20 protein-coding genes and 1 pseudogene are annotated in these 21704 nt (G+C 61.5%); 6 read left to right on the plus strand and 15 right to left on the minus strand.

The annotated features are described in order from the left end of the window. The 3 genes from F475_RS24045 to F475_RS24055 all read right to left on the minus strand — a co-directional run. On the minus strand, window positions 1-234 hold a 234-nt coding region (locus F475_RS24045; RefSeq protein ID WP_146602926.1), incomplete at its 3' end, for a helix-turn-helix domain-containing protein. 118 nt (window positions 235-352) lie between these two features. Next, window positions 353-787 carry a DoxX family protein gene (locus F475_RS24050; RefSeq protein WP_086944660.1) on the minus strand — a complete coding sequence of 145 codons (435 nt, stop codon included), beginning with the start codon at window positions 785-787 and terminating at the stop codon, window positions 353-355. Window positions 788-890: 103 nt separating this feature from the next. Beyond that, on the minus strand, window positions 891-2312 hold the full coding sequence (locus F475_RS24055) for a transglycosylase SLT domain-containing protein (protein ID WP_111454873.1): 1422 nt from the start codon (window positions 2310-2312) through the stop codon (window positions 891-893). A gap of 237 nt (window positions 2313-2549) precedes the next feature. Between F475_RS24055 and F475_RS24060 the strand changes: the two genes are divergently transcribed. The 3 genes from F475_RS24060 (at window position 2550) to F475_RS24070 (ending at window position 5452) form a co-directional block, all read left to right on the plus strand. Next, window positions 2550-3359: a TatD family hydrolase gene (locus F475_RS24060; protein ID WP_018929806.1), complete on the plus strand. Its 810-nt coding sequence runs from the start codon at window positions 2550-2552 to the stop codon at window positions 3357-3359. 110 nt (window positions 3360-3469) lie between these two features. Continuing rightward, a complete protein-coding gene (locus F475_RS24065; RefSeq protein ID WP_111454874.1) occupies window positions 3470-4951 on the plus strand; it encodes a methyl-accepting chemotaxis protein in 1482 nt (493 codons plus the stop codon). A gap of 132 nt (window positions 4952-5083) precedes the next feature. After that, on the plus strand, window positions 5084-5452 hold the full coding sequence (locus F475_RS24070) for an Mpo1-like protein (protein WP_019582554.1): 369 nt from the start codon (window positions 5084-5086) through the stop codon (window positions 5450-5452). Here the strand turns inward: F475_RS24070 and F475_RS24075 are convergent, their stop codons facing one another. The 3 genes from F475_RS24075 to F475_RS24085 form a co-directional block, all read right to left on the minus strand. Continuing rightward, on the minus strand, window positions 5453-6250 hold the full coding sequence (locus F475_RS24075; protein ID WP_111454875.1) for an acyl-CoA thioesterase II: 798 nt from the start codon (window positions 6248-6250) through the stop codon (window positions 5453-5455). A 134-nt stretch (window positions 6251-6384) separates the two neighbouring features. Beyond that, on the minus strand, window positions 6385-7152 hold the full coding sequence (locus F475_RS24080) for a CHAD domain-containing protein (protein WP_064616708.1): 768 nt from the start codon (window positions 7150-7152) through the stop codon (window positions 6385-6387). A 46-nt stretch (window positions 7153-7198) separates the two neighbouring features. Further along, window positions 7199-7477 carry a hypothetical protein gene (locus tag F475_RS24085; RefSeq protein ID WP_111454876.1) on the minus strand — a complete coding sequence of 93 codons (279 nt, stop codon included), beginning with the start codon at window positions 7475-7477 and terminating at the stop codon, window positions 7199-7201. A gap of 219 nt (window positions 7478-7696) precedes the next feature. Here F475_RS24085 and F475_RS24090 point away from each other — a divergent pair, with 219 nt between their 5' ends. Further along, complete coding sequence (locus tag F475_RS24090) at window positions 7697-8746, plus strand: patatin-like phospholipase family protein (protein ID WP_018929812.1); 1050 nt, start codon at window positions 7697-7699, stop codon at window positions 8744-8746. A 49-nt stretch (window positions 8747-8795) separates the two neighbouring features. On the opposite strand, the gene F475_RS24095 is transcribed toward F475_RS24090, so the two are convergent. From F475_RS24095 to kdpF, 6 genes are all read right to left on the minus strand, one after another. Then, window positions 8796-9494 carry a response regulator gene (locus tag F475_RS24095; RefSeq protein WP_111454877.1) on the minus strand — a complete coding sequence of 233 codons (699 nt, stop codon included), beginning with the start codon at window positions 9492-9494 and terminating at the stop codon, window positions 8796-8798. Window positions 9495-9542: 48 nt separating this feature from the next. Continuing rightward, complete coding sequence (locus F475_RS24100) at window positions 9543-12194, minus strand: sensor histidine kinase KdpD (protein WP_064616702.1); 2652 nt, start codon at window positions 12192-12194, stop codon at window positions 9543-9545. A 153-nt stretch (window positions 12195-12347) separates the two neighbouring features. Then, window positions 12348-12893, minus strand: a complete 546-nt coding sequence (kdpC, locus tag F475_RS24105) for a potassium-transporting ATPase subunit KdpC (RefSeq protein ID WP_064616700.1) — start codon at window positions 12891-12893, stop codon at window positions 12348-12350. Between the two features lie 212 nt (window positions 12894-13105). Continuing rightward, on the minus strand, window positions 13106-15163 hold the full coding sequence (gene kdpB, locus F475_RS24110) for a potassium-transporting ATPase subunit KdpB (RefSeq protein ID WP_111454878.1): 2058 nt from the start codon (window positions 15161-15163) through the stop codon (window positions 13106-13108). Window positions 15164-15173: 10 nt separating this feature from the next. Then, complete coding sequence (gene kdpA, locus F475_RS24115) at window positions 15174-16868, minus strand: potassium-transporting ATPase subunit KdpA (RefSeq protein ID WP_018929817.1); 1695 nt, start codon at window positions 16866-16868, stop codon at window positions 15174-15176. Between the two features lie 8 nt (window positions 16869-16876). After that, on the minus strand, window positions 16877-16966 hold the full coding sequence (gene kdpF / locus F475_RS24120; RefSeq protein ID WP_007899818.1) for a K(+)-transporting ATPase subunit F: 90 nt from the start codon (window positions 16964-16966) through the stop codon (window positions 16877-16879). A 306-nt stretch (window positions 16967-17272) separates the two neighbouring features. On the opposite strand from kdpF, the pseudogene F475_RS24125 reads away from it, so the two are divergent. Next, window positions 17273-18385 (plus strand): annotated as a pseudogene (locus F475_RS24125) (amino acid permease); the annotation flags it as partial. Between the two features lie 128 nt (window positions 18386-18513). Then, window positions 18514-18681 (plus strand): DUF2897 family protein, encoded by a 168-nt coding sequence (locus F475_RS24130; RefSeq protein ID WP_008006000.1) that lies wholly within the window; start codon window positions 18514-18516, stop codon window positions 18679-18681. A gap of 125 nt (window positions 18682-18806) precedes the next feature. On the opposite strand, the gene F475_RS24135 is transcribed toward F475_RS24130, so the two are convergent. From F475_RS24135 to fabF, 3 genes are all read right to left on the minus strand, one after another. Beyond that, the gene (locus F475_RS24135; protein ID WP_018929819.1) at window positions 18807-19658 is read right to left on the minus strand and encodes a DUF1989 domain-containing protein; all 852 of its coding nucleotides are present in this window, start codon (window positions 19656-19658) and stop codon (window positions 18807-18809) included. A 16-nt stretch (window positions 19659-19674) separates the two neighbouring features. Then, the gene (locus F475_RS24140; RefSeq protein ID WP_018929820.1) at window positions 19675-20328 is read right to left on the minus strand and encodes a GntR family transcriptional regulator; all 654 of its coding nucleotides are present in this window, start codon (window positions 20326-20328) and stop codon (window positions 19675-19677) included. A gap of 78 nt (window positions 20329-20406) precedes the next feature. After that, complete coding sequence (fabF, locus tag F475_RS24145; RefSeq protein WP_111454879.1) at window positions 20407-21681, minus strand: beta-ketoacyl-ACP synthase II; 1275 nt, start codon at window positions 21679-21681, stop codon at window positions 20407-20409. Window positions 21682-21704: the final 23 nt, after the last annotated feature.

Consider the following 21704-nt stretch of genomic DNA (forward strand, 5'->3'; position numbering starts at 1 on the left):
CGGCAAACTTTGTTCGTCCATCGGTCGGCTCCTCTGGGCGCGAATAGAGGCGCCTTGGCTCCAGTCCTGCCGCCCATGCTTGCGTAACCACACCAGCACAGTCGACCGCCCCTGAATCCCGTAGCGCCGTTGAGCCTCTTTATAACTCAACTCGCCTTTTTCGACCTGATCGACGACTGCCAATTTAAAGCCCAGCGTGTAATCTCGCTGGCTGCGCCTTTTCCCCGTATCCATTGGTTCCTCCTGAAGATAAGTCAGAAGGTGTAAACCTTATTCAGGACGAGACACAGCAACAAAAAAAGGCCCGCACAGTGCATCACACTGCGCGGGCCTTTTTGTTGCGTCAGAGCGATCAGTCGGAGATCGCGCGGTCGACCGAGAGCTTGCCTGCGCCTTCGATCAGCACTGCGAGGCTGCCACCGAGCAAGGCCAGGGCGAATTCATAACCGTTGTTGGCCATGAACAGACCGTTGCTGATGTGCACCGAGAAAATCGCAACCAGCGAGAGGAAGGTCAGCCCCAACGCCGCCGGACGTGCCAGCAGGCCGATGATCAGCGCCAGACCGCCGAAGAATTCAGTACCACCAGCCAGGATTGCCATCAGGTGACCGGGCGCCAATCCAATGCTTTCCATGTACTGCGCGGTGCCGGCAATGCCGTAGCCACCGAATGCCCCGAAGAGTTTCTGTGAGCCGTGGGCCGCGAAGATGATGCCGACGAAAATCCGCAGAATCGTCAGGCCGTAGCCAGCGCGGGTAGACAGTACCTTGTTGATCAGTGTGCTCATGCTGTGTCATCCATTGTGAGAGTGTGTTGGTTGGTCGCCATATTAATCGGTTAATCTCATGTTAAAAGCGCAAAAAACGCACCATAACAATCAGATTAGTCGATCATTTACGTAAGGCAACTTTCTGCCCCTGAGGCTCCAACGATTCCCGCTCCCGATCGAACGCCAGGTAATACTTGTTCACGCTATTAACATAGCTGACAGCCCCCATTCCCACCTGCTCCATGGCGATGCGCTCAACCTGGAAAAACCACTGATTAGGATTCAGGCCGCGCCGCCGAGCCTCGGCCCGCATGCCCTGGACCCGCTCCGGTCCCATGTTGTAGGCCGCCAGCACGAACGCCATCCGTTCGCGCTCGTTGAGTTTGGGGCTGGCAAAGAATTTGCGGCGGATCATCGCCAGGTACTTGGCGCTGGCCTGCACATTGGCATCGAGATTCTGAATGTCACTGACGCCAACCCGTTGGGCGGCCGAAGGTGTTATTTGCATCAGGCCGGTGGGGCCACCGCCATTTCTGGCGGAGGGTTGCAACGCCGATTCCTTGAAGGCCAGCGCTGCCAGGTTCAGCCAGTCCATGTCTTGGGCTTGAGCGTGTTTTTGCAGCACCGGTCGAAGTTTTTCCAGGCGCTGACGATCGGCCTTGGCCAAGGGATAGTGCACTTGATACAGGCGCCGGTAGATCCGCAGGAACGCCGCATCCTGGTCCGACGGTTGCTTGTAGGTGGTCAGGAAACGGTCGATGCTCGCCCGCAGCATCGAGGCGTCGCGGCGTACGAACCAGTATTCCCCGCCCGGCTCACGGATGAGGACCTGTCGATCGAAGCGCAACTTGGGCAGGATCTTGCCCCAGCGCTCGGCGATCGGTTGCTCGACGATGGTCAGATGGAAGATCCCGCCCTGGACCATTTCCAGTACGTCCTCGACGGCCAGGCTTGGGTCGACCCACTCGATCTTCACCGGGGGCAGTTTGTGCAGCGCGAGCTTCTGATTGATCTGGCTGACCGCATCCCCGGCAGCACTACCGGTGGGCAGCGCGAGGGTTTTACCCGAGAGTTGTTCAAGGTGGGTGTAACGCCGTTCGCCTTTGATCCCCACCAGCAGTAACGGCACGTCGCTGGCAATCGGCTCACTGGTGCTGACCGCGTGCCCCGATTGCGGATCAAGCAATTCCCCCGGCGCGACCAGATCGCCCTCCCCGCGCTGCAACGCGCCGAGCAGTTGATCCTTGGCTTTGGGAATGATCTTGAGGGTGATTTCCTGGCCGTCACGGGCGTGGCCATTAAGGTATTGCTCGAAAGCCCGCAGGCGGTGGTATTCGACGCCGATGGCCTGGCCCTGAACTTCGCCGGAGCTGTTGCGGCTCTGGTTGACCAGCACCCGCAGCACACGGCTACTGCGAATCTCCGCCAGGTCGCGGACCTTGGCTGCCGGTACGGCTTGCAACGGCCCGGCCAGACGCGCAACCGCCGGCATCGGCAGCAGCAACGAACAACACAGCAGTAACAAAACCGAGGGACGTGTCATCCACTCTCCGGAAAGAATACTGGCCAACCTCATGAGAGATTTCATGACATCGGGCAACAGAAACAGAGCGCTTGAAGCGCTGATAAAGTGCGAGAGAGTGGCACAGTGATGGCAAATCTACCAACCCCGACCTGCCTCGCGGCCTCAACAGACAGCTTTAACTCGTTGTAGTTCTTGGTTTTTCTTATAAATCTACAGCTCTGATATGCTTTCCGGCCTTTGGTCCGAGGTAGCACCATGCAACTCATCGATATCGGCGTCAACCTGACCAACCCCAGTTTTGCCGACAAACACCAGGCTGTACTCGACCGAGCCTACGCTGCCGGGGTCTGCCAACTGGTGCTTACCGGGACCAGCGTCGAGGGCAGCGAACAGGCGCTGGAACTGTGCCGGCAACTGGACGAAAGCGCTCAACGACTGTTCGCTACCGCCGGCATTCACCCGCATTCAGCCAGCGACTGGAACGCCGACAGCGCCCAGCGTCTGCGCAGTTTGCTCAAGGAGCCGAACGTAGTGGCCGTGGGTGAATGCGGCCTCGATTTCAATCGTGACTTCTCACCCCGCCCGCAGCAGGAAAAAGTCCTCGAAGAACATCTGGCAATGGCGGTTGAACTGCAACTACCGGTGTTCCTGCATGAACGTGACGCCAGCCAACGATTGCTGGAGATCCTGCACGATTACCGCGATCAATTGCCGGCCGCCGTGGTGCACTGCTTCACCGGAGAAAAGAAGGCGCTGTTCAGCTATCTCGATCTGGATTTGCACATCGGCATCACGGGTTGGATCTGCGACGAACGCCGGGGCACGCACCTGCATCCGTTGGTCAAGGAAATTAAACGCGGGCGCTTGATGCTGGAGAGCGACGCGCCGTATCTGCTGCCCCGCAGCTTGCGCCCCAAGCCGAAGAACGGTCGCAACGAGCCGGCGTATCTGACTGAAGTGTTGCGTGAAGTGGCGTTGCATCGCGGGGAAAGCATGGAAGATCTCGCCGCCCACAGCACCGCCAGCGCCCGGGCGTTTTTCGGGTTGCCCTCGATCCCCCAGTAACCACTTGAGAACCGTGGCGGTCATTGACCCATATCAAGATTCGACGCACTGAGTAGCGGCACAATAATGGCACCTTGCCAAAACTGTTTCCGCTATCAGAGAAGACCTCCATGGGTGCCTGGCTTAGCAATATCTCGCTGAAATACAAATTCTGGGCAGTCAACGCCGTCGCCTTTGTCACCACCCTGTTGCTGGTGCTGTACGCCGTGCAGCTCGAACAACAGGCCCGCAGTCACGCCGCGCAAGTATCGGCCCAGGCCCAGGCACGATTGCTCAATGCCTGGCCTGCCGGGCAGCCGCTGCCCAAGGCCGACAACCTGCTGACCTTCAATCGTGGGCAGGCGCCTTTACTGAACGGGCAACCACTTCTGGAACTGACCGATACCCTCGGTTGGGTCCAGATCAATGCCATGCCGCTGTTCGGGGAAAATCCGTTGATGGGTGCCGAGGTGTTCGCTCGTCCCGACGGTCAACAGGTCGCGGTCGTTGCCTACAGCCCGAGCCTGAGCCAGGTGTTCGGCGAGCGCTTCACTCACTACGCGGTAGCGGTGTTCATCCTGATGCTGGCGATGCTCGGCGCGTCGCAACTGTTGATCCGCTTCCTGCTCAGCCAGCTCAACACCTTGAAAGACGTGATGCTCCACGTCGAGAAAAGCGGTGACCTGTCGGCCCGTGTGCCCCTGGCCTGCAAGGACGAAGTCGGGCAGATGGCCAACGCCTTCAATGCCATGCAGGCCGGCTACCAGCGGGTGGTCAACACTGTCGCCAGCACCGCCCGGCAACTGGACGTCGGCGCCGCGCGACTGGCCGCGAGCATGAATGAAGTGCGTCACGGCATGCTCGGCCAGCAAAGCGAAACCGATCAGGCCGCCACGGCGATCAACGAAATGACCGCCACGGTCCATCACATTGCCCAACATGCCGGCGCCACCCGCGACCTCTCGCAAACCGCCGACACCCTGGCTGGCAGCGGTCAGGAAGTGGTGACTCGGGTGCAAAAATCGATTGGCGGATTGTCCACCGGCGTGCAGCAAACCGCCGAGATGATTCAGCGCCTGGCCGAGGACAGCCAGAAGATCAACGGCGTGGTCAACGTGATTCACAGCATCGCTGAACAAACCAACCTGCTGGCCCTGAACGCGGCCATCGAAGCGGCCCGGGCCGGTGAAATGGGCCGAGGGTTTGCGGTAGTCGCCGATGAAGTGCGCAACCTGGCCAAACGGGTCCAGACGTCCACCGACGAGATCACCACCATGGTTTCAGCGCTGCAGGCCGGGACTCGGGACGCGGTGGATTTCATGCAGGAAAGTTCGTACAAGGCGGACGACTGCATGCAACAGGCCCAGGAAGCCAGTGTGGCCCTGGCTGAAATCACCGGTGCGGTGGCGCAAATGCGTGAAAGCAATACGCAGATCGCGGTGGCGGCCCAGCAGCAGAGTCATGTGGCGGAGGAGATGAATCGGGCCGTGGTGAGCATTCGCGACGTGACCGAGAACACCGTGAAGCAGACCGTGAACTCGGCGATTACCAGCAATGAATTGGCGATGTTGGCCGGGGAATTGAGCAAGGCCATCGGGCAGCTCAAGCTTTAAGGGCCCGCGAAGGCGGTCAACATGAATATCGACCATGACCCCTATCGCGCCGATAGCCAGCCTTGATTCGCCGACGGCTTTCGCCCGACCTATTCTTTGTTCATGAGCCTCAACGAACCAAGGATAAGCATCATGGGCAAACGTCATCCCAACCTTCCCGCCTGGCAATGGCGCCTGTACCCGCACAATCACCAGCACCCGACCAATCTGGTGTTGCACCTGATTGCCGTGCCGCTGTTCATCGTGGCGTTTTTGCTGATGGTGTCGGGGGTGTTCAGCCTGGATCTGGCAAGCTTCGCGATTGGCGTCATCGGCCTGATTGCCGCCCTGGGCCTGCAGCGTCACGGTCATAGCCTGGAGGCGCAAGCCTCCGAGCCGTTCAGTGATCGCAAAGACGCAGTATCACGCTTGCTGGTCGAGCAGTTCCTGACCTTCCCCCGGTTTTTCTTCAGTGGCGGCTGGTGGCGCGCCTGGCGCGAACGCCACCGTCGCCATCGCTGATCAGGCGAAAATCGTGACGGTCTGCCGACTCATGGCGATCAACTGACCGTCTTCGCTCCAGAGATTGGCGGCGGCGTGCCCATAGCCGTCAGCGGCATGTTCGATGTCCACCAGGTACTTGCACCAGTCCAGCGTACTCAACGCCAGCAACGGCTGGACGAATTCGATGGTCCAGGTGAGCGTGCTGCCTGCCGCCGGTTTCTTCAGATGCGACAACAAGGACGGCGGCCAGGCGTCGACCAGCGCCAGGATATGGGCTTCGCTGACCGACTCGCCCTCCCCATCCCCGCGCAAGCGTACCCAACCACCCATGTCCCGCGATTTGTTACCGGTAAACGGCATGCCACCGACACTCCAGCGCATGGCCAGGTAACGCATGAATTCCGGGGTCACGCCTTTGATGTACGGCAGTTCCTGACAGTCCTCCCAATGCTTCATCTCAGGAGCCGGGTTGGCCGCGACCACCACTTCGGAGGTTCGCGAAGCGCCGAAGCTGCCCTGGACCAGCGTCACCACCTGCCCCTTCTGCATCGCCCGGCCCAGCACCTGGCTGACGGCTTTGCCTTCGCGCAATACGTCGACTTCAAAACTGACCGGTACATCGGGCTCGACCGGGCCGACAAAGGTGATTGCCAGCGAGCGCACCGGACGATCCGCCGGGACTTTTGCGCGCATGGCTTCGTATTGCAAGGCGGCGATCAGACCACCAAAACTCGCCCGCCCCTGGCCCCACTCAGGTGGAATAGACACTTCCTGCGGCTGGCTGCGAACAGCGTCGAGCAGATCGGAAAAGCGCATGGGAACCTCAGAGACTGGAAAATGGATGGAGCGATCTTAACCAGCCCGCAAGGCCGGCACAGCGCTTATTCCGGCCAAAATTACTGACAGATGGGCCGTGCTCGGCTGGAACCCACATTGGATTCGTGATGGTTTCAGGATTTGAAGCAGGCTCTGCTGAGTTTGTCGAGAACACGGTCGGCGCGCTCTTCGGCCTGGGCCATGGTAGTTTTCCAGACTTCGACACATGGCTGCAAATCAGGCTCTTCCTTGGCGCGGGCCAGCCATTGCCAGCTGTCGTGCCAATCCCCCAAGGCAGCCTGAGCCGACTTCAGCCTGGGCATGGCCGCTTCCGGCAAACGATCCAGTTCGGGATAAGCTTCGATGCCATAACGCGCACGCTTGATCAGCAGGCGCAGACGATGGCGGTCATGGGCGGGATCGTGCAGGGCCTGGTCGAGTTTCTTCCATTGTTTGGCCAGGCGTTTTTCGATGCGCTGGCGCAAGCCCTTGAGCAAACCCTGGCGTTGGGAGGCCCGCAGGAACCGCGGAAAGGCGTCGAGGATCATCAACAACTGGGTCAGCTCCGGGCTCATCGCCACGGCGGGATAAGCCTCAGCCATCCGCGCCATGCGCCGGTGCGCGGCCTCGGGTTGATTGTGCTGGAGCAAGTACGCTGCCAGCACTTCACGATCACGCAACGGTGTGGTCAGTTGGCCGACCCGGGACGACGCTGCTTCCAGTTGTTCTACCCCGGGCAAACCGCGCAAGGGTCGCAGCAGGCTGCGCAATCTGCGCACGGTGGTGCGCAGATCGTGCAGCGCTTCGGGATCGGTGCGGGCACTCAAGCGAGCCTGACAGGCCAGCAAACGGACTTCCAGGCCCAGTACTTGAGCCACCAACCGATCAACCACGGCAGACATCGCGTACTCCCTGAATCGAATTACCCTGAGTACGCTCCATCATGCCTCAACGGCCGGCGCGGGACTCACGAATGTAGAAACGTGCCTTCTCGGCCTTTCTGGTACAACCCTCGTACGCTTCGAATTGTTGCTGGGTCTTGGCACCAGTCAGCAACGACAGCGCCTTGGAGTAGCTGACAGTCCCGGCGAAACCCTCGGCCTTGGCCAGATCCAGTTCGTGCCAGGCAGCGTCGATCTGGCTACCGCAGCTGTCACGGTAAGCGGTTTTACCGGCACAACCGGCAAGCGCCAACGCAATCAAAGGCACACAAATCCAGGCTTTCATCACTCACACCTCAAAGATAGTAGACAGTCGTGCAGGTAAGACCGCTCTGGCGCGCGAAAAGTGCCTTGGACCCGCACTGGAAACTATAGCGCTCGCGAGGATACCGACTCGCCTTCGTTGAGTGTCAAAAAACGACGCCAGCTCCCGTCGAACGACCATAGCGATTGAAGCGAGCCCCTCATTGGGTGCATTGTTGAACCTTGTCAAAGAGGTCGATTCATGAAAAAGCGTGTCGCACTGGTGTTGGGCTCGGGCGGTGCCCGGGGCTACGCCCATATCGGCGTCATTGAAGAGATCGAACGGCGTGGCTACGACATTGCCTGCATCGCCGGTTGCTCCATGGGCGCGGTGGTTGGCGGGATCTATGCCGCCGGCAAACTCGATGATTATCGCGACTGGATCGAGAGCCTGGATTACCTCGACGTGTTGCGTCTGGTGGATGTCAGCTTCCGCCTGGGCGCGATTCGCGGGGAGAAGGTCTTCGGGCAGATCCGCAAGATCGTCGGCGAGATCAATATCGAAGACCTGCGCATCCCCTACACAGCCGTGGCCACGGACCTCACAAACCAGCAGGAAATCTGGTTCCAGGAAGGTTGTCTGCACCAGGCCATGCGTGCGTCGGCGGCGATCCCCAGCCTGTTCACCCCCGTGATGCAGGGCAATCGAATGCTGGTGGACGGCGGCATCCTCAACCCGTTGCCGATCGTGCCGGTGGTGTCGAGCCATTGCGACCTGATCATCGCGGTCAACCTCAACTCCACCAACCAGCGTCACTATCAACTGCCGGTGATCCAGCGCCCGGCGGCATTCAAGACTCGCTTCGACAGCCTGATCAGCTCGCTGGGCTCGAAATTGCCTTTCCGCCGCAAACAGGCGGAGCAATTGCTGCTTCTCGAAAAGGAAGCGCTGATGGCAGAAGCGGCCGAGATCAACCCGTGGATCGAATCCGCCCAGCCCGAAGCCCAGCAACCGGCGGCGGCCCCGGAAAGCGACGGCGCACCGAAATCCGCCACCGGGTCGTTCATCATCGACAACGTCGGGCCGGCATCTTTGCTGGACCTGATCAACCAGAGTTTCGAGGTAATGCAGACCTCATTGGCGCAGTACAAGATTGCCGGGTATCCACCGGATATCCTGATCAACGTGCCCAAGCGGGTGTGCCGTTTTTTCGAGTTCTACAAGGCGCCGGAGTTGATCGCGCTGGGGCGGGAGATTGCCCGGGATACGCTGGATCGGTATGAGAGTGAGCGCAATGAAGATTGGCGGTAAAGCATACTGACGATCGTTCCCACGCAGAGCATGGGAGCGATCAACAGAACTAAAGGCTGACTTCACTCAACAACCGATACCCCACCCCCGCCTCGGTGACGATGAACCGCGGCTGAGTCGGATCATCCGCCAGTTTCTGCCGCAAATGCCCGACTACGATCCGCAGATAGTGGCTGTCCTCGGTGTGGGTCGGGCCCCAGATGTCCTTGAGCAATTGCTGCTGGGTGATCACCCGCCCCGGATGCCGCGCCAGTTGCGCCAGCACCGAATACTCCTTGCGCGTCAGCGCCACTTCGGCGCCGTCCAATAGCACCCGGCGATAAGCCAGGTCGACAGTGAGCGGACCGAAATTGAGCGCCGCTTCCTGGGCCTCACCCGTTGGCGCCTGACGCAGCAAGGCGCGCACCCTGGCGAGAAACTCCTGGATGCCGAACGGCTTGGTCACGTAGTCGTTGGCGCCGCCATCCAGCGCCTGGACTTTCTGTCCTTCACTCGCGCGCACCGAGAGCACCAGTACCGGCACCGTCGACCACTCGCGAAACTCGCGCAATACCTGCTGGCCGTCCATGTCCGGCAGGCCGAGGTCGAGCACCAGCAGGTCGGGTTTGTTCAATGCGGCCTGGGCCAGGCCTTCCGAGCCGGTGCCGGCCTCCAGCACTTTGTAGCCTTGGGAGGCGAGGCTGATGCGCAGGAATTTACGGATCTGCGGTTCGTCGTCAATGACCAAAATGGTCGCGGTCTGGCTCATGAATTCACATCAACACAAAGAGGTGGCAAGAGAGTAGCGCAGGCGGGATCAGGCTTCACTGTCCAATCCCGGCTGAGTCTGCAACGGCAAGTGCAGCGTGATGCAGGTGCCGCGCCCTTCGATGCCGTCGGCGACGCTGATCCGCCCGCCATGGGCACCGACCATACCCTGACAGATTGCCAGCCCCAACCCCGTACCCTGCCCGCCACGATCGCCACGAGCAGCGGTGTAGAACATGTCGAAAACCTTCGCCCGTTCCTCTTCCGGAATCCCCGGCCCCTCATCGCTCACCGAAAAAAACAGCTCGCTGTCAGTGGCGCCGGCGCGCAATTCAAGACGTCCGTGGGGCGGTGAGAAACGCGCGGCGTTTTCCAGCACATTGACCAGTGCTTGCTCGATCAACGCGGCATGCACATAGAGCAGCGGCAGTTCGGCCGGCACTTCGGTCACGACGTGCAACGACGCCAGCACCGCGCGCAGACGATTGAGTGCACTGCCGACGATGTCTGCTGGCGATACCCAGTCCCGCGCCAGCTTCAGGGCGCCGTGACCGAGGCGAGTCATGTCCAGCAGGTTTTGGATGTAGCGATCCAGCCGTTCGGCTTCATCGCGGGTGCCTTCGAGCAGTTCGCGACGGTCCGCAAGCGGAATCGCCTCGCCCAGTGCCAACAGGCTGTCGATGCTGCCGCGCATGGAGGTCAACGGCGTGCGCAAATCGTGGGACACCGACGCCAGCAGCGCGCTGCGCAACTGTTCGGTTTCGCCATGCAAGCGCGCGGCCTCAAGGTCATCGGCCAGTTGCGCCCGGGCCAACGCCTGGGCCAACGGTTGGCTCAGCGCGGTCAGCAAGCGCCGACGCTGGCCACTCAGGGTCTGGCCTTCTTTGGCACACACGCCGAGCAATGCCAGCGGCCCGTCGTCCACCGACAATGGCCACCACCACCAGCGTCCGAACGGTAAGGTGCCGGTGCCCGCGCCTGCCGGTTGATCGTGTTGCCAGGCCCAATCGGCGGCGGCGCGCTCGGCCTCGGAAAACTCCAGCGGCCCACCGGTTTCGACTTTCCAGCCGCTCTGGCCATCGCGATTGAGCAGGCACAGTTTCAGGTCGCTCCAGCCGTTCAGATGCTGGGCCGCAGCGCTGACCACGGCCTGACGGTCGGTGGCGGCGGTGAGTTTGCGCGACAGGTCGAGCAGTTCGCTGGTCTCTTCCTGAGTGTCGCGCAAGGCTTCCAGTTGCCGCCGTTGCCGCGCGGCAAGGTTACCGGTCAGGGCCGCCATCAGCAGGAAGAACAGCAAGGTCAGCACGTCTTCTTCGCGCTGGATGGCAAATGAAAATTTCGGTGGAATGAACAGAAAGTCATAAGTCAGAAACGACAGCGCCGCACAGGCCAGCGCCGGGCCAAGACTGCTGCGCACCGCCACCAGCAACACCGCCGCAAGGAACACCAACGAAATGTTGGGCAGCGGCAAGACGCTCGAAACCGCCCAGGCCAGGGCACTGGCGAGCACCGTCGCCACCAGCGCCAAGGCGTAGTCGAACCACACCAGCGACTGCACCGAACGCTGACGTGGCTGATGCTGTTCGTGATCGCTGTCGAGCACGTTGATTTCCAGCCCGCGAGCATCGCGCAGCAAGCGCGACGCCAGACCGCCGCCGAACAACCGTCGACGCAAACGCTGGCGTGACTGGCCCACCAGCACCAGGCTGGCGCGACGTTCGGCGGCGTGCTGGATCAGGGTTTTCGCCACCTCACCGGCGCGCAGCAACACCACTTCGCCACCGAGGCGCTCGGCCAGTTGCTGGGCACTTTGCAGGCGCAGGCGCGACTGTTCGTCACGCACCCGGCCGTTGTCCACATGCACCAGGCTCCATGGCAGATGCCGCCGCTGGGCGACGCGACTGGCGTGACGCACCAGACGCTCGGCCTGCGCATCGCCATCGACGCCCACCAGCAAGCGACCACGCACCGCTGGCGCCGCTTGCCCCAACTGGCGATAACCCTGCGCCAGATCGTTATCGACCTGAGCGGCGGCGGTTTGCATCGCCAGTTCGCGCAGGGCGGTGAGGTTGGTCTGGGTGAAGAACGCATCGATGGCCGCCCGCGCCTGCTCCGGCACGTAGACTTTGCCGTCGCGCAGACGCTCCAGCAACTCGCGCGGCGGCAGGTCGATCAGCAGCAGTTCGTAGGCTTCTTGCAACACCCAGTCCGGCAGGGTTTCACGCACCTGTACGCCGGTGATACCGCGCACCTGATCGTTGAGGCTTTCCAGATGCTGGACGTTGACCGTGGTGAACACGTCGATGCCGGCAGCCAGCAATTCCTGGATGTCTTGCCAGCGTTTGGTGTGACGGCTGCCGGGGGCATTGGTGTGGGCCAGTTCGTCGACCAGCACCAGTTTCGGTTTGGCGGCGAGCAAGCCATCGAGGTCCATTTCTTCGAGCATCACGCCACGGTATTCCGAGCGCACCAACGGCTGCTGCGGTAAACCGGCGAGGAGTGCTTCGGTTTCGGCGCGGCCATGGGTTTCGACCACCCCGGCCAGGACTTTCACGCCCTGGCGCAGTTGAGTGTGGGCGGCCTGGAGCATGGCGTAGGTCTTGCCGACCCCCGGAGCGGCGCCCAGGAACACCTTGAGCCGGCCGCGGCCATCGCGGGGCAGGTCTGCTAACAGCGCGTCGGCGCGGCCGGAGTCACTCATCTGTCATTGCCTTGTTCACTTTGTTGATCGTTCCCACGCTCTGCGTGGGAATGCAGCCAGGGACGCTCCGCGTCCCAGTCGAAGCGGACGCAGAGCGTCCATAGATGCATTCCCACGCAGAGCGAGGGAACGATCCTTCCAACCTTCCAACCTTTACAACTTTTCCAGCGCCGCATTCAACTCAAACACATTCACCACCGGCGGCCCCACCAACGGCCGCTCGATGTGCGCATCCAGCAGTTGTTCAAGCGTAGACACCGGCAGATTGCGCGCTGCCGCGACACGCGCCAGTTGATAGGTAATCGACTCTGGTGGCAAGTGCGGATCGAGGCCGCTGCCGGAGGTGGTCAGCATGGCCAACGGCACCGGTCCCTGCCCGGCCACCTGCAGCTTATTGGCCTCCTCGATCACCCGAGTGGCCAGCGCCGGATTACTCGGCGAAAGGTTGCTGGCGCTGCTCGACACAGTGGCAAAGGCACCGGCCGATGGCCGTGGGTGGAACCAGGCGTCGCCGACAAAATCCTGGGCAATCAGCGACGAGCCACGGACCTTGCCGTCGGCGTCGCGCACCAGGCTGCCATTGGCCTGGTCCGGGAAGGCAACCTGGGCAACGCCGGTCACCACCAAGGGGTAAGCGACGCCGGTGATCAGGGTCATCAGCACCAGCAGGCTCAGGGCCGGACGTATCAGTGTGGACATTTCAAAATCCTCGATTCGAAGAATACTCATCACTTAGAAGGCACACACATCACCTGTGGCGAGGGAGCTTGCTCCCGCTCGGCTGCGCAGCAGTCGTAAACCCGGTGAACGCGGTGCCCTGAATAAACATTGGGCCTGAGGTGGGGCCGCTTCGCAGCCCAGCGGGAGCAAGCTCCCTCGCCACAAAAAGCCCCTGCCTCAAACAACAACCGCTAAACCAGATGCAACGCCGTCAACAGCATGTCGATCGCCTTGATGCCCACGAACGGCACCAGAATCCCGCCCAGTCCATAGATCAGCAGATTGCGTCGCAACAACGCCGCCGCACTCGCCGCCTGCACCCGCACACCGCGCAGCGCCAATGGAATCAGCACCACAATGATCAGGGCGTTGAACACGATCGCCGACAGAATCGCGCTCTGCGGACTGCTCAGGTGCATGACGTTGAGCACACCCAATTGCGGGTAGATCGAGGCGAACAGCGCCGGCAGGATCGCGAAGTATTTGGCCACGTCGTTGGCGATGGAAAAGGTAGTCAGCGCACCACGGGTCACCAGCAATTCCTTGCCGATCTGCACCACGTCCAACAGCTTGGTCGGGTCGCTGTCGAGGTCGACCATGTTCGCCGCCTCCCGCGCCGCCTGCGTGCCATCGTTCATCGCCATGCCCACGTCCGCCTGAGCCAGGGCCGGGGCGTCGTTGGCGCCGTCGCCGCACATGGCAACCAGCCGACCGTCGTTCTGCTCATGGCGAATGCGCGCCAGTTTCTTCTCCGGCGTGGCTTCGGCCAGTACGTCATCCACGCCCGCTTCGGCAGCAATCGCGGCGGCGGTCAGCGGGTTGTCGCCGGTAACCATGACCGTGCGAATCCCCAGCTTGCGCAGTTCGGCGAAACGTTCGCGGATGCCGGGTTTGACCACGTCCTTCAGATGAATCACACCGAGCAATTTGCCGTCGGCGCACACCAGCAGAGGCGTACCACCGCTCTGGGCGATCTTGTCGATTTCCCGGGACAGGGCGGGAGCCAGATCAGCGCGTTTCAGACCGACGAAATTCAGCAGCGAATCCACCGCGCCCTTGCGATAGACCCGGCCCTGATAGTCGACACCGGACAGGCGGGTTTCAGCGCTGAACGGCACGGCGGTCAGTACTGCGGGGGACGGTTCGGGGTGCGAGTGAAGACCACGCAGGTACTCAACGATGGATTTGCCTTCAGCGGTGTCATCGGCCAGAGAGGCGAACAACGCGCCTTCGGCCAGTTCCTTGGCGCTGACGCCTGGTGCGGCATAAACCGCGCTGCAGCGACGGTTGCCGAAGGTGATGGTGCCGGTCTTGTCCAGCAGCAGGACGTGCACGTCCCCCGCCGCTTCCACGGCACGACCGGATTTGGCGATCACGTTCAGGCGCACCAGACGGTCCATCCCGGCGATACCGATGGCCGACAGCAAGCCACCAATGGTGGTCGGAATCAGCGTGACCAACAGCGCCACCAGGAACACCAGCGGCAGGTTGCCGTTGGCGAAGTGGGCGAACGGTTGCAGGGTCACCACCACCAGCAGGAAGATCAGGGTCAGGCCGATCAGCAGGATATCCAGCGCGACTTCGTTCGGGGTTTTCTGGCGTTTGGCACCTTCGACCAGCGCGATCATGCGGTCCAGGGTCGACTCGCCGGGGTTGGCGGTGATGCGCACCAGCAGCCAGTCCGACACCAGTCGAGTGTTGCCGGTGACGGCCGAACGGTCGCCGCCGGACTCGCGAATCACGGGCGCCGATTCACCGGTAATCGCCGCTTCGTTGACCGCCGCGATGCCTTCGATCACCTCGCCGTCGCCGGGAATCATCTCCCCCGCTTCGACGCGCACCACGTCGCCCTTGCGCAGGCTACTGGCGGGCACTACCTGAAAGCTGCCATTGGCGCTTTTGCGCCGGGCGCTCAAGCCAACGCTGCCGGCCTTGAGACTGTCGGCGCGGGCCTTGCCGCGACCTTCGGCCAACGCTTCGGCGAAGTTGGCGAACAGTACGGTGAACCACAGCCACAACGCGATTTGCGCGGCAACGAAGGTCGGCACGGCGCTGTCGGGAATGAAACACAGCACGGTGGTGAGGACGGCGGTCAGTTCCACCACCAGCATCACCGGCGCACGCTGCAATTGCCGTGGGTCGAGCTTGACGAACGCTTGCACCAGCGCCGGGCGCCAGAGGGCCGAGATCGCAGTTTTCGGTTGTTCCGGCGCTTTGGCGGCGACGGTTTTGGTAACGGGCATATTCATCATTAGATCCTCAGAAGCCCATGCTCAAGTGTTCAGCAATCGGACCCAGCGCCAGTGTCGGCAAGAAGGTCAAACCACCCACCAGCAAAATGGTCACGGTCAGCAAGGTCACGAACAGCGGGCCATGGGTGGGGAAGCTGTTCTGGCCAATCGGCGCGGTTTTCTTCATCGCCAGGCTGCCGGCCAGGGCCAGCACCGGAAGGATGTAACCGAAGCGCCCGATCAACATGCCCAGCCCCAGCATCAGGTTGTGGAACGCAGTGTTGGCACCGAAGCCGCCGAAGGCAGAGCCGTTGTTGGCACTGGCCGAGGTGTAGGCGTAGAGCAACTGACTGAAACCATGAGCACCGGGGTTGCTCACCGCCGCCACCGGGCCTGGCAGGCTGGCGGCAATCGCGCCGAGCACCAGCACGCCCACCGGCATCACCAGCAAGGTCACCACCAGCAGCTGAACTTCCCGGGCTTGCAGTTTCTTGCCGAGGTATTCCGGCGTACGGCCGATCATCAGGCCGGCGAGGAACACCGCGATCAATACGTTGAGCAACATGCCGTAGAGCCCGGCACCGACGCCGCCGAAGATCACTTCGCCGACCATCATGTTGACCATCGCGACCATGCCACTCAGCGGGTTGAGGCTGTCGTGCATGCCGTTGACCGAACCGTTGGACGCTGCGGTAGTGGTCACCGACCACAGCACGGTGGCGGTGGTGCCGAAACGCGCTTCCTTGCCTTCCAGCGGCGCGGTCTGTTCGACGGCGACGTTGGCCAGGGTCGGATTGGGTTGGTATTCAGCCCACAGCGAAGTCGCGCCGCCGATCAAAAACAGCGCCAGCATGCAAGCGATGATCGCGCGGCTCTGACGCAGGTCTTTGACGTAATGGCCGAAGGTGAACACCAGCGCCACCGGGATCAGAATGATCGAGGCGACTTCGAACAGGTTGCTCCACGCCGTCGGGTTCTCGAACGGATGCGCCGAGTTGACGCCGAAGAAGCCACCGCCGTTAGTGCCCAGTTGTTTGATCGCAATCTGGCTGGCGGCCGGGCCGAGCGGGATCACCTGATCGACGCCCTGCATCGTCACGGCATTCACATACTGCGCGAAGGTTTGCGGCACACCCTGCCACACCAGATACAGCGCCAGCAGCAAGCACAGAGGCAGCAGGCCGTAGAGGGTGGCGCGGGTCATGTCGACCCAGAAGTTGCCCAAGGTCTTGGTCGACTTGCGACCGATGCCGCGACACAGTGCAACCAGAACCGCCAGGCCGGTGGCGGCGCTGACGAAGTTCTGCACGGTGAGGCCAACCATCTGGCTCAAGTAGCTCAGGGATGCTTCGCCACTGTAGGACTGCCAATTGGTATTGGTCATGAAGCTGACAGCGGTATTGAACGCCAGCGTCCACTCCTGGCCGGGCAGGTTTTGCGGGTTCAGTGGCAAGTGATCCTGGAACATCAGGATCGCGAACAACAGCAAAAAGCCCGCGAGGTTGAAGGCGAGCAAGGCCAGGGTGTATTTCTGCCAACTCTGTTCGGCCTGCGGATCGACACCGGCCACCCGATAGCAGCCACGCTCCACCGGGCCGAGAATCGGCGAAAGCCAGGTACGCTGCCCTTCCATCACCTTGTAGTAGAAGCGCCCCAGAAACGGTGCCGGAATCAGCACCACGGCGAAGAAGGCGAGGATCAGCCAATAGTCATAACTGTGCATAGCCGCTCCTAGTTCCGGTCCGCGCGCAACAGCGCAACCAACAGATAAATGAACAGCCCCACTGCCAATAGCAGTGACACTCCGTCCAGAACGCTCATGGAAGTTCTCCGTGTTACGGCGTATTGCCGCGTGTGGAGTGATTGTCTGCAGGGAGGCTGTAAAGGCGCGAGATCGAGGGGTGCGGCGGGGCATAAAGAATGTGTAAAGAGTAACGCTGTTCACTTAAGCGCGATTCTTCAGTCATGCCTACCTTTGTGGCGAGCGAGCTTGCTCGCGTTGGGCTGCGCAGCGGCCCCAAAAACCTGATAACAATCGACGATTTTTGTGAGCGCTACGCATTCAAGCGGGAGCAAGCTCCCTCGCCACGGGTTACTCACTGACTCAAGACTCTTAGGTGAATAGCATTCATCTTCAGTTTCACCGAGCTGACCACCCCGATTCCCCATGCCGGCGGTCCCTTTGCCTACAGCCGCCGTGCCTTTGGCGAGAAAGGTGGGTTGATTGCCGGGTTGGCGACGCTGATCGAATTCGTCTTCGCGCCACCGACGATTGCCTTGGCGATCGGCGCCTATCTGAACGTGCAGTTTCCCGCCCTGGACCCGAAACACGCAGCGGTCGGGGCGTACATCGTGTTCATGGGCGTGGTCGCCCCGGCCTTCAGTTTCAGCAACTTCGCCCTCAACGGCTGGGCCGGCTCTGATGTGTTCGGTGCGCCGGCGATCGCCGGGATGTTCGCGGCGATCCCGTTCGCCATCTGGTTCTTCCTGGCCATCGAAGGCGCGGCCATGGCCGCCGAAGAAGCCAAGGACCCGAAACGCACGATTCCCAAGGCCTACATCAGCGGCATCCTGACCCTGGTGCTGCTGGCGATGGGCGTGATGTTCTTTGCCGGGGGTGTCGGCGACTGGCGCACCCTGTCGAACATCAACGATCCGCTGCCGCAAGCGATGAAAGCCGTGGTTGGCGAAAGCTCCAGCTGGTTGCACATGCTGGTGTGGATCGGCCTGTTCGGCCTGGTGGCGAGTTTCCACGGGATCATCCTCGGCTACTCGCGGCAGTTCTTCGCCCTCGCCCGGGCCGGTTACTTGCCGGCATCGCTGGCCAAACTGTCGCGCTTCCAGACCCCGCACCGGGCAATCATCGCCGGTGGCGTGATCGGCATCGCGGCGATCTACAGTGACGGCTTGATCAACCTCGGCGGCATGACGCTGACGGCGGCAATGATCACCATGGCGGTATTCGGTGCGATCGTGATGTACATCATGAGCATGCTCAGCCTGTTCAAACTGCGCAAAACCGAACCGAACCTGGAACGCACTTTCCGCGCGCCTTGCTACCCGTTGCTGCCATTCATTGCATTGGTGCTGGCGGTGGTTTGCCTGGTGGCGATGGCCTGGTTCAACACCTTGATCGGCTTGATCTTCCTCGGCTTCATGGCAGTGGGTTTCGTGTACTTCATGCTGACCGCGCAACTGCGTGCCGATGCGCCGGCGGATGCGATGTTGACCGGGCTCTAAACAGCCGCAGTGCTGCTGTCGGATCAGGCATAGAATGGAACCACTGCGAAATTCCATCGCTCAAAAGTGGTATGCAGGATCGGTTGGCAAAACCCTTGTCCACCAGTCTGCCCTTAAGGAGAACTCCTATGCCCTGGTATGCCTGGTTGATTCTGATCGTTGCCATCGGCTCGATCGTTGGCGGTTTGATGATGCTGCGTGACACCGCCAACAAGGTCGAATTGACTGAAGAGCAACGTAAGCGCGTCGCCGAACGCAACGCGGAAGCGGATGCCAAGGATGCGCAGGACCGCTGACCGCGCAGCACCTGTAGGAGCGTGGCTTGCCCGCGAAGAACGATGACGCGTAATACCTGAAAAACCACGGCGCATTCTTCGCGGGCAAGCCACGCTCCTACAGGATTTTTGTCGCTCAAACCCCTTTATTTTTCCCAATCAGCCTTGGCGATATGCAAGCCATGCAATCCCTTGTAAGCCGCACGCTCCGGCTGGCTCCAGCCTTCAAGCAACGAATCCTCCAACCGGTAAATTTCTACTCCCAGCGGGCGACAGACGCTCAACGGATCCTGCGCATCCGGCCCCCACATGGCCAGCGACAGATCGCCACCCGGGCAGGTCGATAGCGCACACAAAAGATCAATCTCGGCAAAGAACTCCAGATAGTCGCCCTTCTGCGCCGGGCAGGCTTTCATGAAATACAGATCGTCGTGGTTCAGGCCGGTGCACTGGAAAATGTTCAACACGTCATGCACATCGAACTCGGTCAGGCCATGGGGCAATACGGCGCGAGTCAGGTTGGAGTGGCAGTGATGATGGAAGTCTTCGCCGGTAAGCATTTTGTTCACGTAAGGATCGCAGCGCGTTCCCAGCAGATCGTGCAGACGCCCGCCGTGTTCGTCGATGCCATAACCGGCCAGGCTGTCGTCGGTAATGGTCACCAGCGGCCGTAAAAATGGCAGGTTCGACCAGAGCCGGTCATGGGTGCTGACATGGGCGCCCTGCAACTGCCGGGTCCGCGCCGCCCACAAGCGCTCGCGCGGATCGTGGGCATTCCAGACGTTGAAATCCCCGACTTGCGGGCCGACCGGGGTCGTGACTCTGAACACATGCCCGGCCGGCACATTCCAGGCGCGACCGGTGCGGATCGGCACTTCGAACTGCTCGATCAGCGTGCGCCCCTCTTTCTGGTCGCGGATCCGTTCATAGAAGGCTGTGTCCACCTGCAAGGCCGAGCCTTTGCTGACTTGATAGGCCGCCGGATAGTCTTTGTACATGGCACAAAATCCTCGATCAGTGATGGGAAGAAGGGGCAAGCATCTGCAACAGGAGGTGTTCGGAATCGTCGAGATAACGGCTCATGGCGTCCGCAGCCGCGCGTTTGTCGCCGTCGGCCAGCAACTCATGTATCTGCCGGTCACGCGCCAGCCAGGGCGCCTGAAAACGTGATTCATCGGGAGCGGTGCAAAACACCAGGCGCAGTTGCGCGACGACGTTGGTGAAGAACTCATCGAACAACGGACTGCGCAGCAATCCGACGATGTGTTGATGAAAGGCCAGGCTGTGGGTGCCGACGGCGCGCCAGTCCTCACGCTCCCGGGCCAGTTCTGTGGCCTCCAGGGCTTCGAGCATCCGGTCGGACTGATACTCACGCAATGGCTGGCTGGCGCTGATGGCTTGCAGTTCCAGGGTGCGCCGAACCTTGAACAGATCGCGCACATCATCGACACCCAGCCTGCGCACCATCACGCCCTTGTTACGCACGTAACGGGTCAGGCCTTCCTGCCCCAGACGGTGCAACGCCTCGCGAATGGTGTTGCGCGAGGCGTTGTAGGCCGACACCAGATCGTTTTCCACCAGCGCCATGCCGGGCAGCAAACGACCGCCGATGATGTCAGCGCGCAATTCCAATGTGATGTGGTCGGCCAGGGACAGTCCGCTGCTCATACTCAACGCCTCGTGATTGTTCAACAATCGTCTGCGAATGAGTAATCACTATTCGTGCCATCACCTGCCTGTCGTGAACTAATCCTCCCAGTATTTGAACAATACGCTGGCGTTCACACCGCCGAATCCGAAACCGTTGGACATCGCGTAGTCGATGTTCATTGGTCGCGCCTGACCGTGGACGATGTCCACGCCTTCGGTGGCCGGATCCGGGTTATCGAAGTTGAGCGTGGGCGGCACCACCTGATCTCGCAGTGCCAACAGGGTAAAGATCGCCTCGACTCCGCCTGCGGCGCCGAGCAGATGCCCGGTGGCGGACTTGGTCGACGTCACCGCGATCTTGTTGTCCGAGCCGAACAACGACTTGATGGCCGCCAGCTCTCCCAAATCGCCAACCGGTGTCGAGGTGGCGTGCGCGTTGAGATGCTGCACCTGTGCCGGCGAAATGCCCGCCTGCGCCAGCGCCAGCGACATCGCCCGACGCGCACCGCTGCCATCCTCCGGCCCCGCAGTCAGATGATAGGCATCGGCGCTGGTGCCGTAACCAACCAGCTCGGCCAATGGTTGAGCCCCGCGTGCCAAGGCATGTTCCAGGGATTCGATCACCAGCAGGCCCGAACCCTCGCCCATCACGAAGCCATCGCGCCCACTGTCGAACGGCCGCGAGGCGCGCTCCGGGGTATCGTTGTAGCCGCTGGACAGGGCCCGAGCCGCCGCAAATCCGGCGAGACTGACCCGATCGATCGCTGCTTCCGCGCCGCCACACACCGCAATGTCCGCCTCACCGCAACGAATCAGCCGCGCCGCGTCGCCAATCGCCTGGACCCCGGCCGCGCACGCTGTTACCGGAGCCCCCAAAGGCCCCTTGAAACCGTGCTGGATCGACACATGGCCCGCGGCGAGATTGACCAGAAACGAAGGAATGGTGAACGGCGATAACCGTCGCGGACCACGGCTGTCGGTGGTGCGCACCGCATCGGCAATCGCGCCGAAACCACCCACGCCCGAGCCGATAATAGTAGCCGTGCGCTCCTGGGCATTGGCGTCGAGCGCTTGCCAACCGGCCTGCTCCACGGCCTGACGCGCCGCTTCCATGGCGAACACAATGAAGCGGTCCATCTTCTTCTGCTCTTTGGGCGGCGTCGCCCGATCCGGGTCAAAACCCGCCTCGGCATCTTCCTCCAGAGTCGGCACCACGCCACCGACCTTGGCCGGCAGATCGGCAACCACCTCGTCCGGCAACGCCCGCACCCCGGAGCGTCCAGCCAACATACGCGCCCAAACCGCTTCGACGCCGCTCCCCAACGGACACACCAGGCCCATGCCCGTGACTACCACCCGACGATTACTCATAGCGCAAATACCTCAGTCGATTC

Origin of the sequence: Pseudomonas sp. URMO17WK12:I6, from assembly GCF_003253625.1 — a bacterium.
In the GTDB taxonomy this organism is placed as follows: domain Bacteria; phylum Pseudomonadota; class Gammaproteobacteria; order Pseudomonadales; family Pseudomonadaceae; genus Aquipseudomonas.